The sequence below is a fragment of the Amycolatopsis sp. lyj-90 genome, assembly GCF_046549035.1.
Classification (GTDB): Bacteria; Actinomycetota; Actinomycetes; order Mycobacteriales; family Pseudonocardiaceae; genus Amycolatopsis.
Genome location: NZ_JAJPWP010000008.1, coordinates 1 through 13,629, shown reverse-complemented (window position 1 = coordinate 13,629; position 13,629 = coordinate 1). Strand labels below are relative to the sequence as shown.

Genomic DNA, 13,629 nt, shown 5'->3' with positions numbered 1-13,629 from the left:
CCTGTGTTCAGTGCGCGAGCTGGCCGACCTGGTAGTTCCCGGCCGGCTGCCGGGTGATGACGTTCAGCCGGTTGAAGGCGTTGATGAGCGCGATCTGCGTCACCAGCGCGAGAAGCTGCTCGTCGTCGTAGTGCTTGGCTGCGGCATCCCAGGCCTCGTCGGTGACGCCGCTGCCGTCGGCGAGGCGGCAGCCCTGCTCGGTGAGCTCCAGCGCGGCGCGCTCGGCCTCGGTGAAGACCGTCGCCTCCCGCCACGCCGCGACCAGGTTCAGCCGGGTCGACGTCTCCCCCGCGTGCGCGGCGTCCTTGGTGTGCATGTCGAGACAGCCCGAGCAGCCGTTGATCTGGCTGGCCCGGATGTTCACCAGTTCCCTTGTCGCCAAAGGAAGTTCCGTGGCTTCGATGACCTTCGCCGCCGAGACGAGGTGCTTCACCAGCTTCGGCGCGAGAGCGGTCTTGAAGAGTTCGAGTCGTGCCTGCATGGGTTTCTCCTTCTCGTCCGTGTTCTCGTTTACTTGGACGAGAACGGCTCCCGAGAGGTAACACCCATGGCCGCGAGGCGATCCGGATCACTCACCGAGTCGATCGCCACGATCCGGCCGTCGGTGATGGTGCAGGCCAGCGCCCCGAGGAGCCTGCCGCTCTTGCTCCACGACACGAGCCCGGTCTTGCCGTTGACCAGCGCGGGACGCACGGTCACCGCGGCACGGGCGCCGCGCCGGGCCTGCGTGGCCACTTCGGCCGCGCCCAGACGGACGACCACGCCGCGCGCGGTCTCCGAGCGCCACGTCACGTCGGGGTCGAGCACCCGGAGCAGGCCTTCGAAATCCCCTTCTCGCGCGGCCGCGAGGAACGCGTCGACCACGGCCCGCTGCTGCGGTTCGTCGGCCGGGCGCTGTCCCTGCACCTTCCGGCGGGCACGGCTGGCGAGCATCTTGGCCGCGGCCGTGGATTTGCCGAGGATCTCGCCGACCTCGGCGAACGGGACCGCGAACAGGTCGTGCAGCACGAACGCCAGCCGCTCGGCCGGGCCGAGGGTGTCGAGCACCACGAGCAGCGCCAGCCCGACCGATTCGGCCAGCAGCGCGTCTTCCTCCGGCGAGTCTTCGAGCACCAGCGGTTCGGGCGGTTCGTCGTCGTACGAGTCCTCGGGCCTGGCCTGGCGGGACCGCAGGACGTCGATGCAGACGCGGCCGACGACGGTGGTCAGCCAGCCGGAAAGGTTGTCGATCGTGTCGGCGTCCTGACGGGCCAGCCGCAGCCACGCCTCCTGGACGGCGTCTTCGGCGTCCGCGCGCGAGCCGAGCATGCGGTGGGCCACCGCCACCAGGCGTCCGCGCTGCTCCTCGAACGCGCTGGCCAGGGCTTCGCCGGTCATGTCGATACCTTTCTCGCGCCGAATCCGTCATGTCCATGACGAACGCGACGCGAGAAAGGTAACCGACGACCTTGTGAGTCGTAAGGAGGCTCAGACGTCCCTGATCGGCGTCTTCACGACCTTCTTCATCCCGGGGTTCTTCGTCTCCGGCCGCTTCTGCGGTTCGGCGGTCGAGCCGCCGATGCCGGAGTCGATCGCCGCCGTGACGATCAGGTTCCGCTCGTCGGACGAGATGGCCTCGCCGTCGAGGAGTTCCTGCGTCACCGCCCGCACGTAGGTCACGAACTGGTCGTTCGACGAGTAGTCGGACTCGTCGTCAATCACGTCGTTGATCGTGCAGCCGTTGCCGGTGTCGCGGTTCTCGACCTGGCTGTCCGCCGAGCCGAGGATCACGGTGTCCCGGACGTCGGAGTCCGGGCAGGCGTCCGGGCCCGGCGGCGCGGCGACGATGCTGAACGCGCCGCTCTGTTCCGCCGAGACGTTGCCCGCCTTGTCCGACGCCTTGTAGGTCAGCGTGTGCGTGCCGAGCGCGGTCACCTTGACCGGCGCGGTGTAGACCGTCCAGGCACCGCCGTCCAACTGGTACTCGATCTTGTCCACGCCGGACCCGGTGTCCGTCGCGGTCAGGTTGATGGTCGCGTCCTCGATGTACGACCAGCTTCCGTCCAGATCACCGCTCACCACCGCCGAAACGACCGGCGCGGTGCTGTCGTCGCCTTCGACGATGGTGAACGTCGCCGTGCCTTCGGCCGAGACGTTGCCCGCCTTGTCGGTCGCCTTGTAGTTCACCGTGTGCGCGCCGACGACGGTCAGCGCGAGCGGCGCCGAGTACGTCAGCCACGGGCCACCGTCCAATTTGTACTCGACCTTGCCGACGCCCGAACCGGCGTCGGTGGCCGTGAGCGTCACGGTCGCCTTGCCGACGTAGTTCCCGGCGGCGTCCTTGGTCCCGGTCACTTCCGACGTCACGGTCGGCGCGGTCGTGTCACCGCTGACGATCGTGAAGTGCGCCATGCCCTCCGGCGAGACGTTGCCCGCCTTGTCCGAAGCGCGGTAGTGGACCATGTGCATCCCCGGCGCGGTGACCGCGACCGGAGCGGTGTACGCGGTCCACGCGCCATCGTCCACTTTGTACTCGACCTTGTCGACGCCGGAGTCGGCGTCGGTGGCGGTCACCTTCACGGTCGCGGTGTCGAGGTAGTTCCCCGCGCCGTCCTTGGTCCCGGTCACCTCGGAGGTCACCGTCGGCGGCGTCTTGTCACCGGGCTGGCCTGCGACGACGCTGAACGACGACATCCCTTCCGGGGAAACGTTCCCGGCCTTGTCCGTCGCCTTGTAGTGGACCATGTGCGAACCCACGGCGTTGACCACCACGGGCGCGGAGTACGCGGTCCAGGCGCCGCCGTCGAGCTGGTACTCGACCTTGTCCACCCCGGACTGGCTGTCGGTGGCGGCCAGGTTCACCGTCGCGGAACCGACGTAGTTCCCGGCGGTGTCCTTGGTGCCGGTGACGTTGGCGGTCACCGTCGGCGGGGTCGTGTCGGGGTTGCCGCCGCCGTCGGTGACGACGAACTCACCGACCATCTTGCTGTGCCCCTGGATCGTGCAATAGAACCGGTACTTGCCCGGCGTCAGCGTCACGGTCGCTTCGTGCTCGCCGTTCTGCTCGTCGTAGGGGTTGGCGACGATGTTGAGGGTGACGTCGTGGTTGTAGCCCGGCGTCGACGTGTCGAACGTCAGCGTGTGCGACATCGTCGAGCCGAGGGCTTCGGTGTTCTTGAACAGGATCGTGGTCTCGCCCGCGACCGCGGTCGTGGGCGCGCTGAGGTAGTGGTCGGTGCTGTCGCCCGCGGTCCATTCCAGGGTCTGGACGGGGGCGGCGGAGGCGGGTGCGGAAGAGCCCGGTAACACCAGGCCCGCTATCGCGAGCGCCGCGGCCAGCAGGGCCGCGACGAGGATTCTTGGGGACATCGCAGGGAAACCTTCCGTACAGGGAGACCGGCCGGGCGCGAGGGAGGTCGCGCCCGGCCGGCTTTCGCGCTACAGCTGCCGCACCCGGATGTTGCGGAACTCCATCAGGTCGTTGTCACCGTGGTTCTGCAGGCCGATGAACCCGCTGACGAACTGCCGGAAGTCGGTGGACGGATCGCCCGCCCGCGACGACTGGATCCCCGGCGCGTTCTCGAACTCGTTGATCACGACACCGTTGCGGCTGATCGTGTACTTCTGGCCGACGACCTTGACCTCGTACTCGTTCCAGGTCCCCTTCGGCTTCACGCCCGCCTGGTCCAGCGGCCGCGGGTCGAAGTTGTAGATCGACCCGGTCTTCTGCGGTTCACCGGTGGCCCCGTCGTACAGCTGGACCTCGTGTCCGCAGTAGATCGCGACCCAGGCCTGCGAGGTCTTCGCCGACCCCACCGTGCCGCAGCTGCCCGGCGGACGCTGCTCCAGCGGTGTGCGCGGATCCGGGAACCGGACGAACACCCCGCTGTTGGCGCTGCCGCTCGGCGCGATGTCCTTGAACTGCAGCTTCACCGAGAAGTTGCCGAACTGCCGCGCCGAGTACCACAGCATCCCCAGCCCGCCCGACGGTCGCAGCGACCCGTCCGGCTGGATGGCGAACTGCCCGGACGGTGCCTGCGACCAGTTGCGGAACGACTCCGTCGTGCCGTCGTAGATCGCGTCGTAGCCGGTGACGCCCTTGTTGCCGATGGGCGACGCGGCGGCCGCGGCGTTGATCTTGTCCGCCTCGGCCGAGTTCAGCACCCCGAGATCGTCCAGCCGGCCCACGGCCTGGTTGACGTGGTTGACGAAACCGGCGTGGGAGGTCCACGTGCTCTCGTCGTCGATCAGGTCGTCGACCGAGCATCCGCCGCCCGCGTTCCGGTTGCTCACCCCGGTGTCGGTGTCACCGATGGTCACCGTGGCACTGGGATCCGCCACGAAACAACCGATGCTCACCGAGTTCCGCGTGGTCACCGTCTCGCCGTCCGCGTAGGTCACGGTCAGCTTCGCGGTGTAGAGCCCGGTGCGCGGGTAGGTGTGCCGCGGATCGGCCTGCGTCGAGATGGTGCCGTCGCCGAACTCCCACTTGTAGGAGACGCCGCCGGACTTCGACCCGGTGAAGGCCGCGGTGAGCGGCTTGTTCTGCACCATGGTCGACATCGCCGCGGCGGACGGGGTGGCCTCGCCGCCGGTGTAGCTGATCTTCACCAGCTTCTGGTTGTCCTGCAGGGTGAAGAAACCGCTGCCGTAGTCGAGCGCGTACAGCGCGCCGTCCGGACCGAACTCGGCGTCCATCCAGCTCTGCAGCTTCGTGTCGCCGCCACCGGTCGGGATGATCTGCCGCACGGTCTCGGCGAACACCGGCGGATCCTGCTTGGGCACGCCGTTCGGGTCGACGGTGACCGCGATCCGGTTCTGCCCGTTGCTCTGGTCGCCGATGAACCACTTGTCGTTCCAGTACGACGGCCACGCGACACCGCTGGTGGTGTTGACCAGATCGCGGTGGTACGTCGGCCCGGTCATGACCGCCTGGCCGCCGCCCTTGAGGTAGGGCTGCGTGTAGGTGGCCTCGGCCGCGTTGTACGACGGGACGGAGCTGTTGGGACGGTTGGGGAACACCGGCCCGCCGCCGTCCGGCGAGTACCAGATCATGTTCTTCTTGACCGGCGGCAGGTTCACCAGGCCGGTGTTGCGCGGCGAGGTGTTGACCGGGTTGTCGCAGTCGTACCAGCCGGTGAGGACCGCGGCGTCGGTGCTGCTGCGGTCACGGTAGGGCTGCTTGTTGCCCATGCAGTACGGCCAGCCGTGGTTGCCCGCCTCGGTGATGATCGTGGCGGTCTCGTACTTGGCCGGGCCGAGTTCCGGACTCGGCGTGGACGCGTCCGGACCGACCCACGCGGCGGTCAGCCAGTTGGTCTTCTTGTCGACCTGCAGACGCGAGATGTTCCGCACGCCCATCACGTAGATCTCGGGCCTGGTCTTGTTCCCGGGATCGTTGGCCTCGGGGAACAGGTTGCCCGCCGGGTTGGTGTACGTGCCGTCGGCCTCGGGGTGGATCCGCAGGATCTTCCCGTTGAGGTCGTTGGTGTTGCCGGCGGTGCGGCGCGCGTCCTGGAACGAGACGCCCTTGTAGTCCTGGGTCCAGTTGTTGCCGGAGTACCCGTTGGAGCCCTGCGACGAGTTGCTGTCACCGGAACCGACGTAGAGGTTCCCGTCCTTGTCGAAGGCCATGCCGCCACCGGCGTGGCAGCAGCTGTGGATCTGGACGTCCCAGGACAGCAGGTCCTTGCGGGTCGCCTGGTCCAGCGTCTGCTTGGTCAGGTCGTAGGTGAACCGCGAGACCGTGCGCTTGCCGATCCGCTTGTCGATGTCGATCGACGCGTGCGGCATCCAGTAGGCGTACATGAAGCCGTTCTCGCTGAACTTCGGGTCCAGCTCGAGCCCGAGGAGACCTTCCTCGTTCTTGACCATTTCGTCGCCGCTGCCGCGGTTGCCCATCACCTTGAGCGTGGTGAGCAGCTTCGGCTTCTTGGTGACCGGGTCCCACTGATGGATCGTGCCGCAGCCGGCACCGATCTCGGGGTTGGTCCACTCGTTTGGCGTGGGCACCGAGTTGCCGGCGCAGGCCGCGCGGCCGATGTAGAAGACCCGGCCGTTGGGGGCGATGGTGAGCCCGTGCGGTTCGCCGATCTGGTCCATCTGGCCCGGCTGGTTCTTCGCGGTCAGGCGTTCGACCTTGTAGTTGGCCGCGATGCCCGCCTTGCAGTCCCCGCGCACCATGCCGGTGGTCCACTTCAGCGCGCCGAGGATGTGGGTGCGGAACTGGGCTTCGCCGTAGCTCGCCTCGGTCCGGCCCATCCCGCTGTAGAAGGAGCGGCCGCCGTCGTAGTCACGGCACCACGAGATCGGGTGGAAGGCGCCGTTCGCACCGACACCCGGCTTGTAGGTCGACTCTTCGACCTGCGCGACGGTGTGGACGGTGCCGACCGGGTTGACCTCCCAGTTGAGCCACCGGTCCGTGCGGACCCACTTCTGCGGCAGCCCCGCCGTGGTGGGGTTCGCCTTGTCGAGGACGTCGACCGTGGCCTCCGCCGGAGCGGCCTCCGGTGGCGGCGGGGTGGTCGACTGGTCCTTGAACAGTTTGAAGTCGGCCAGCTGGGTGGCCGACTCACCGGCGTTGGCGGTGATGTTCAGCCGGTAGTTCGCGTACGCCGTCGTGTTGGCGAAGGTGAAGGTGCGGCTCTGGAACCGGTCGGCGAACACCTCGTTGGCGCGGGTGTCCAGATCGGTCCACGTGCTCCCGTCGTTGGAACCCTGCAGGGTCCAGCTCTTCGGGTCACGGCCGGCGAAGTCGTTCGCCGAGACGAGCGCGTAGCTGCTCACCGCGACCGGCGCGGCCAGCTTGTAGGCGATCCACGCGGTGTTCGTGAAGGCCAGCCACTTGGTGTTCTCGTTGTTGTCGGCCAGCTTGTCCTTGCCCTCGTTGGGCGCGTTCTCCGCACTCGCGGTGACCGAGGCGACGGCCTCCGGCGTGGGACGCGCACCCACCGGGCGCGCCCCGATCAGCCCGGAGAACCACTGCGAACCGTCCTGGGCACGCGCGGCGTCCGACAGCCCGAGGAAACCACCGCCCGCCTTCATGTAGTTCTGCAGCGAGGTTTCCTGGTCGCGGTTGAGCGTGATGCCCTGCGCGGAAAGGAAGACCACACCGCGGTACTTCGCGAGGTTCGCCGGGGTGAACACCGCGGGGTCCGAAGAGGACGCGACGGAGATCCCGTTCGCCTGCCCCAGACTGGAGATCGCGTCCGTGGCACGCAGGACGGGGTCCTTCTGGTCCGCGGCGGTGCCGTGGAAGACCAGGACGTTCACCGGGACGTTCGTCGCGGCTTCGGCGGTCACCGGTGCGATGGCCAGCGGAAGCCCGGAAGTGACGACGGCGCCGACCGCCAGTGCGGCCAAAGACCGTCTGCGGAGCCGACGTTGCGAAAAGACTCGTCTCAAGTTCTCGCTCCTTTCGAGGCTAGTGGTGGGAATGGGCCGAGGCGCCGGTGGCGTCCGGGGTGGAGGTGGTGCCGTGCTGATGTCCCTTGAAGCGGTCGATCGCCGCCTGGGCGCCCGCGGGCATCCCGCCGTCGGCGTTGCGGACCAGGAACACCCCGGACATGCCGTCGTCCGAGTGCTGCTGGACGTGGCAGTGGTACATCCACGCGCCCGGCCCGACGCCGTCACCGGCGATCACCTGGAACCCGAAGGAGTTGCCGGGGTCCAGGGTCTTGTTGTCGAGGATCGGGGCGTTGTCGGTCGCGCTGGTGAGCATGCCGGTGCGGGTGTCCGCCCAGCGGTGCGCGTGCAGGTGGAAGGTGTGCATCAGGTTGCCGTGCCCGATGCAGATGAACTCGACGCGTTCACCGAGGTTCGCCTCGAAGATCGGGGTGTTCGGGGCGACCTGGTGGTTGATCCACATTTCGGTGAACACGACGGTGAACTGCTTGCTGGGCAGCAGATCCCCGCGTTTGCGCACGATCAGGCCGCCGTAGAGGCCCTTCATCAGGCCGATGGTGCCGTGGTCCCCGCCGAACGCGTGGTCGTGGTAGTGCCAGTACCCCGCGCTGCCGGGCATCCAGAAACCGTTGGCCGCCTGGTAAGCCGTCCGCGTCTTCCAGGTGTAGGTCTTGGTCTCGTACGGCTTGTTGAAGGAATCGTTGAACGGCGAGCCGTCCGACTTGGTGTCGTAGTTGACGCCGTGCGGGTGGATCGAAAGCCGCTGGTCGGTGTTGTTGACCAGCTCGATCACCAGCGTGTCGCCCTCGTAGCACTCCAGGAGCGGCCCGGGGATGGTCGGCTTGCCGGGCTCGAGCCCGTAACCGACCCGGGTCGAACCGGGAACGTAGTCGGCGTACACGGTGATGTTGCGGGTCATCCCGGCCGCCGCGGCGGGTGACGAACCGGCGCTGGCCGACACCACGACCGGGGCGATGACCCCGGCCGCGGTGCCCGCGAGCATCGATCTGCGGGACAGCCCGCGTTTACTCTTGTCCATTGTGGATTCCCCAGCTAGAAGCGGACGTTACGGAGATAGGTGAATCCGGTCTGGGCGGTGCTCAGGGGATCCGTGGGGTTGTCGTGCTCGACGATGTACTCGTGCAGGTTGGCGCGGGTGTTCCGGAAGATCCGCGGGAAGTCGATGACACCCTTGCCGGGGTCGACCATCCGGCCGTCCGCGGTCCGGTCCTTGACGTGGTACTGGACCACGCGCGGGAAGTGCTGGCGATAAAGCGAAACCGGGTCGACCCCGCCTTCCACCGCCCAGAACAGGTCGATCTCCAGGTGCACGTAACGCCGGTTGGTGTTCCTGGTGAGCACGTCGTACGGGCGCACGCCGTCGATGGGCGCGAACTCGTGGGCGTGGTTGTGGTACCCGAGCGGGATCCCGGCCTGGCGGAACTTCCGTGCCGCCGTGTCGAGCCGTCCGGCGAACTGCTTCCAGCCGTCGAGGGTGTCGAAGGCCGCGAACGGCACATTGGCACGGGTGTTCCCGAGGACCTTCGCGTCGGCGATGGTCTTGTCGAGATCCCCGTCGATGCCGATGTGCGTCGACGTCGCGCGGATGCGGTTCTTGTCGAGCAGGCCGCGGAACTCCTCGGCCGTGCGGCCGTAGGTGCCCGCCAGTTCGACCTTCCGGTAGCCGATGTCCGCCAGCGCGGACAGGGTTCCCGGCAGATCGGCCTGCAGCGCGGTGCGCAGGGAGTAGAGCTGGATGCTGATCTTGTCCACCGGGACCCGGCCGTGCCCGTGACCGTGTCCGTGGCCCTGGGTCTCCGCTTCCGCGGACGTGGCCGCGTTCGCGATTCCCGGCAGGGCTACCGCCGCACCGACCGCGGCCGCCGCCGTCGCGGCACCCCGCAGGAGCGACCGCCGGGAGTGGAACCGCTCAGCTTCTTCACCGCACATGAAACCGCCCTCACTTCTGGTTGCTGAAAGCCGCGTCGAAGGCCGCCGACGGCTTGTCGAACAGGAGCCCCCGCAGAAAGGTCACGGCCTCCGCCGCGCCCCGGAGCCGGTCCATGCCGGCGTCTTCCCACTCCACCGAGATCGGACCGGCGTAGCCGATCGAATTCAGTGCGCGGAAACAGTCCTCCCAAGGCACGTCGCCGTGCCCGGTCGAAACGAAGTCCCAGCCGCGTCGGGGGTCTCCCCAGGGGAGATGCGAGCCGAGCCGTCCGTTCCGTCCGTCGAACCGTTTCCTGGTGTCCTTGCAGTCCACGTGGTAGATCCGGTCGGCGAAATCGAGGATGAAGCCGACCGGGTCGAGGTCCTGCCAGATGAAATGCGAAGGATCCCAATTGAGCCCGAATGCCGGACGGTTGCCGACAGCTTCGAGCGCACGTTTCGTCGTCCAGTAGTCGTAAGCGATCTCCGACGGGTGGACCTCGTGCGCGAACCGCACCCCCACCTCGTCGAAGACGTCGAGGATCGGGTTCCACCGGTCCGCGAAGTCGGTGTAGCCCTCGTCGATGACCGCCTGCGAGACCGGCGGGAACATCGCGACGTACTTCCAGGTCTTGGAACCGGTGAAGCCGATCACCGTGTCCACCCCGAGTTTCGCGGCCGCGCGGGCGGTGTCGGCCATTTCCTTCGCCGCCCGCTGCCGGACGCCTTCCGGTTCACCGTCGCCCCACACCCGGGACGGAATGATGGCCTGGTGGCGTTCGTCGATCGGATCGTCACAGATGGCCTGGCCGACGAGGTGGTTGGAAATGGCCCACACCTTGAGGCCGTGCTCGGCGAGCAGCTTGAGACGCCCGGGCACGTAGTCCTCTTCGGACAGTGCGCGGTCGACCTCGAAATGGTCGCCGGAACACGCGATCTCGAGGCCGTCGTAGCCCCACTCGCCGGCAAGCCTGCACACCTCGGTGAACGGGAGATCCGCCCACTGGCCGGTGAACAGGGTGATCGGACGGCTCATCAGTTCTCCTCGAAATTAATCGCGTCCACGTCGAACAGACCGCCGGAACCGCCCTTGAACACGAGGAACAAGGAGCCGGTGCCGCCGGGGTCGGTGATCGCGGAGGCCGGGATGTCGGCATAGGTGTCCCAGCCGCCGGTGTTGGCGACGGTGACCGTCTGGACCAGCGGCCCGTCCACCGCACCCGAGCGGACCTCGATCGTGCCGCCCGCCCCACCGGAAGAGACCCGGTAGCCGATGCCGCGGACATCCACGAGGTTCACCGGGTCGAACTTGATCCAGTCACCGGCTTCGATGTGGCCGACCCGCTTGCCGCCACTGGCGCCGTCGTGCCCGACGACCTCGATCCCGCTGGACTGGGTGTAGAACTCCGCCTGCTTCAGCTTGGGCTGCAGCAAGGACTCCGCCTCGCCGGTGAGTGCGGGGACGCCGTTGGCACCGTTGTCGGTGTAGCTGGCGTTGATGACGCCGAAGACGTTGGCGTCCGCACCGTGGCCTTCGTCGGCGGGCGTGGCGATGGTGCCCTCACAACCGGTCGCGCGGCTCAGTGGATGCCCGTGCCCCTCGTGGCCGAGGATGTATTCGACGGTCACCTTCGAGCAGTCGATCGGGTTGTCTTCGGCGTCGGTCACCTCGACCTTGAACGGGACCGTGTCCCCGAAGCTGAACACGCTGCCGTTGACCGGGGTCTTCAGCGTGACCACCGGCGCGGTGTTGCCGACGGTGACCACCGTGCTCGCCGCTCCGGTCAGCCCGGTGGGGTCGGTGACCGAAAGCTTCGCCGTGTACTGGCCGTTCGCGGTGTAGGTGTGGGAAACCGGTCCGGCTTCGGTGGAATCGGTCGTGCCGTTCCCGTCGAAGTCCCAGGCGTAGGTGAGCGCGCCGCCGTCGGGGTCGTTCGTCCCGGCCGGGTCGAACTCGACGGTCAGCGGCGCCTGCCCGGACGTCTTGTCCGCGGTCACCTGGGCCACCGGCGTCCGGCGTCCCTTGGTGTAGTCGACCCGGTAGACGGCGGATTCCTTGGAGCCGCCGAAGTAGCCGGTGCCGTAGTCGAGGACGTACATCGCGCCGTCCGGCCCGAACTCGATGTTCATCGGGCGGACCAGGTCCATCGAGTCGAAGAACGGCTTGATGGCACCGCGTTCACCGTTCGGTCCGACGGTGATCTCCTTGATCCAGCTGCGTTCCCACTCGTAGGCGAAGGTCTTGCCGTTGAAGTACTCCGGGAACTTCGTCTGCGACGGGTTCTTCGCGTCGTACTGGTAGACCGGGCCGCCCATCGGGGATTCCGGACCCGTGCCGAACTCGGGCACCGAGCCGCCGTCGTAGGGGATCCAGACCTTCTCGACCGGCGGCAAGTCGGTGAGCCCGGTGTTGCGCGGGCTGGTGTTCTTCGGCTTGGCGCAGTCGAAGGCGGCGCCGGACTGCTTGGTGGCGAAGTCGTAGTCGATGAACGGCTGGTTGTCCCCGACGCAGTACGGCCAGCCGAAGTTGCCGGGCTTCTTGATCAGGTTGAACTCGACCGTGCCACCGGGACCACGCTTGGGGTCGGCCGCACCGGCGTCGGGGCCGTAGTCGGCGAGGTGGAGCCAGCCGGTCTTACGATCGACGGCGAACCGGAACGGGTTACGGAAGCCCATCGCGTAGATCTCGGGCTTGGTCTTGGCCTTGCCCTTGGGGAACAGGTTGCCCTTGGGGACGGTGTACTTGCCCTTGGCGTCGACCTTGATCCGCAGCACCTTGCCGCGCAGGTCGTTGGTGTTGCCGGAGGTGCGCTGCGCGTCGTAGACCGGGTTACGGTCGGCGCGCTCGTCGATCGGGGTGAACCCGTCGGAGGAGAACGGGTTGGAATCGTCCCCTGTGGACAGATACAGGTTGCCCTGCGCGTCGAAGTCGATCTCGCCGCCGGCGTGGCAGCAGATGCCGCGTTCGGCCGGGACCTGCAGGATCTTCTGCTCGCTGGCGAGGTCCAGGTTGTTGTCGGTGGTGAGCTTGAACCGCGAAAGCTGGTTGTAGCCCTTGAACGGGGCGAAGTCGGCCGGGGTGCCGTTCTGCGGCGCGTCACCGGCCGGGGTGGTCAGCTTGGGTGCGTAGTACAGGTAGACCCAGCGGTTCTTGGCGAAGTCCGGATCGATCGCGACACCCTGCAGGCCGTCCTCGTCGTGGTTGTAGACAGGGATCGTCGCGGCCAGTTTGGTCGTCGCGGCGGAGCTGGTGTACCAGACACGGCCGTCACGCGAGGTGTGCAGGACGTCGCGGTTGGGCAGGACGGAGAGCGCGATCGGCTCGCCGGTCTTCTCCTCGCCCTTGGCCAGGGTGATCTGGTCGAAGTCCGCGTCGACCGGGTCTTCCTGGGTCTTGGCGCAGCCCGCTTCGCTCAGCTTGGTGGCGTACTTGATCCCGCCCGCCAGGTGCTTGCGGAACGCCGGTTCGCGGTAGGACTCCTTGGTGTGCCCGCCGCCGGTGTACCAGGAACGGCCGCCGGAGTTCTCGTGGCACCAGGCGATCGGGTGGTCGCCCATCGCGCCGTCACCGGGCTGGTAGCTCTTCTCGTCGAGGCTCGCCAGCACATGGACATTGCTGCGCGGATTCTGGCGGTAGTTGTACCACTCGTCGGTCCGCGGCCAGGTCTCCGGGAGGTCCACAGTGGACACATGGGAGTGGTCCTCGACCTTGACGTTCGCCTGCTGGATCTGCGGGTGGGACTTGAAGTACGCCCCGACCAGCTGTCCGTACCAGGGCCAGTCGTATTCGGTGTCGGAGGCGGCGTGCACGCCCACGTACCCGCCGCCTCCCTTCACGTACCGTTCGAACGCGGCCTGCTGGTCCGCGTTCAGCACGTCACCGGTGGTGGAAAGCCAGACCACCGCGTTGAAGCGCTTGAGGTTCGCGTCGGTGAAGGCCGCCGCGTCCTCGGTGGCTTCCACTCCGAAGTGGTTCTGCGCACCCAGTTCCTTGATCGCCTTGACCCCGTCGGGGATCGAATCGTGCCGGAAGCCCGCGGTCTTGGAGAACACGAGCACCGTCGCCGCTTCGTGCGCCGATGCGGTGGGCATCGGCAGCGCGAAGCCTGTCAGAGCGGTGACCATCGACGTGACGAGCACGCCGAGCCGTCGTTTTAAGGACATGGCTGTAGCGATCCTTTCGATGAGCGGCGGCGATCAAGGAACGGAATGCGGGAGAACTAGGTGGAGAGCGCCTTTCGTGAGGTGGGTGGGTGGATGGGCGGGCGGGAAGGGTGGCGGCGGGTGGGGGGTCGGGGTGGTGGGGGGGGGGGGGGG

Annotated in this window: 8 protein-coding genes; all 8 read right to left on the bottom strand. The window is 67.6% G+C overall.

What is annotated here, in order from left to right; genetic code table 11:
- Nucleotides 1-7 precede the first annotated feature (7 nt).
- The 8 genes from ACLJPX_RS29150 to ACLJPX_RS29115 all read right to left on the bottom strand — a co-directional run bounded on the left by ACLJPX_RS29150 (nt 8) and on the right by ACLJPX_RS29115 (nt 13,437).
- Entirely contained in the window at nt 8-481 is a 474-nt protein-coding gene (locus tag ACLJPX_RS29150; RefSeq protein WP_410603519.1) for a carboxymuconolactone decarboxylase family protein, read from the bottom strand.
- Between the two features lie 29 nt (nt 482-510).
- Nucleotides 511-1,377 carry a sigma-70 family RNA polymerase sigma factor gene (locus ACLJPX_RS29145; RefSeq protein ID WP_410603517.1) on the bottom strand — a complete coding sequence of 289 codons (867 nt, stop codon included), beginning with the start codon at nt 1,375-1,377 and terminating at the stop codon, nt 511-513.
- A gap of 90 nt (nt 1,378-1,467) precedes the next feature.
- On the bottom strand, nt 1,468-3,348 hold the full coding sequence (locus ACLJPX_RS29140) for an OmpL47-type beta-barrel domain-containing protein (RefSeq protein ID WP_410603515.1): 1,881 nt from the start codon (nt 3,346-3,348) through the stop codon (nt 1,468-1,470).
- Nucleotides 3,349-3,417: 69 nt separating this feature from the next.
- The gene (locus ACLJPX_RS29135; protein ID WP_410603513.1) at nt 3,418-7,383 is read right to left on the bottom strand and encodes a ThuA domain-containing protein; all 3,966 of its coding nucleotides are present in this window, start codon (nt 7,381-7,383) and stop codon (nt 3,418-3,420) included.
- Between the two features lie 19 nt (nt 7,384-7,402).
- Entirely contained in the window at nt 7,403-8,422 is a 1,020-nt protein-coding gene (locus ACLJPX_RS29130; RefSeq protein ID WP_410603511.1) for a multicopper oxidase domain-containing protein, read from the bottom strand.
- 14 nt (nt 8,423-8,436) lie between these two features.
- A complete protein-coding gene (locus ACLJPX_RS29125; RefSeq protein ID WP_410603509.1) occupies nt 8,437-9,333 on the bottom strand; it encodes a sugar phosphate isomerase/epimerase family protein in 897 nt (298 codons plus the stop codon).
- Between the two features lie 10 nt (nt 9,334-9,343).
- On the bottom strand, nt 9,344-10,348 hold the full coding sequence (locus ACLJPX_RS29120) for a sugar phosphate isomerase/epimerase family protein (RefSeq protein WP_101612771.1): 1,005 nt from the start codon (nt 10,346-10,348) through the stop codon (nt 9,344-9,346).
- Nucleotides 10,348-13,437, bottom strand: a complete 3,090-nt coding sequence (locus ACLJPX_RS29115; RefSeq protein WP_410604055.1) for a ThuA domain-containing protein — start codon at nt 13,435-13,437, stop codon at nt 10,348-10,350. Before ACLJPX_RS29115 ends, ACLJPX_RS29120 begins: the two co-directional genes overlap by 1 nt.
- Nucleotides 13,438-13,629: the final 192 nt, after the last annotated feature.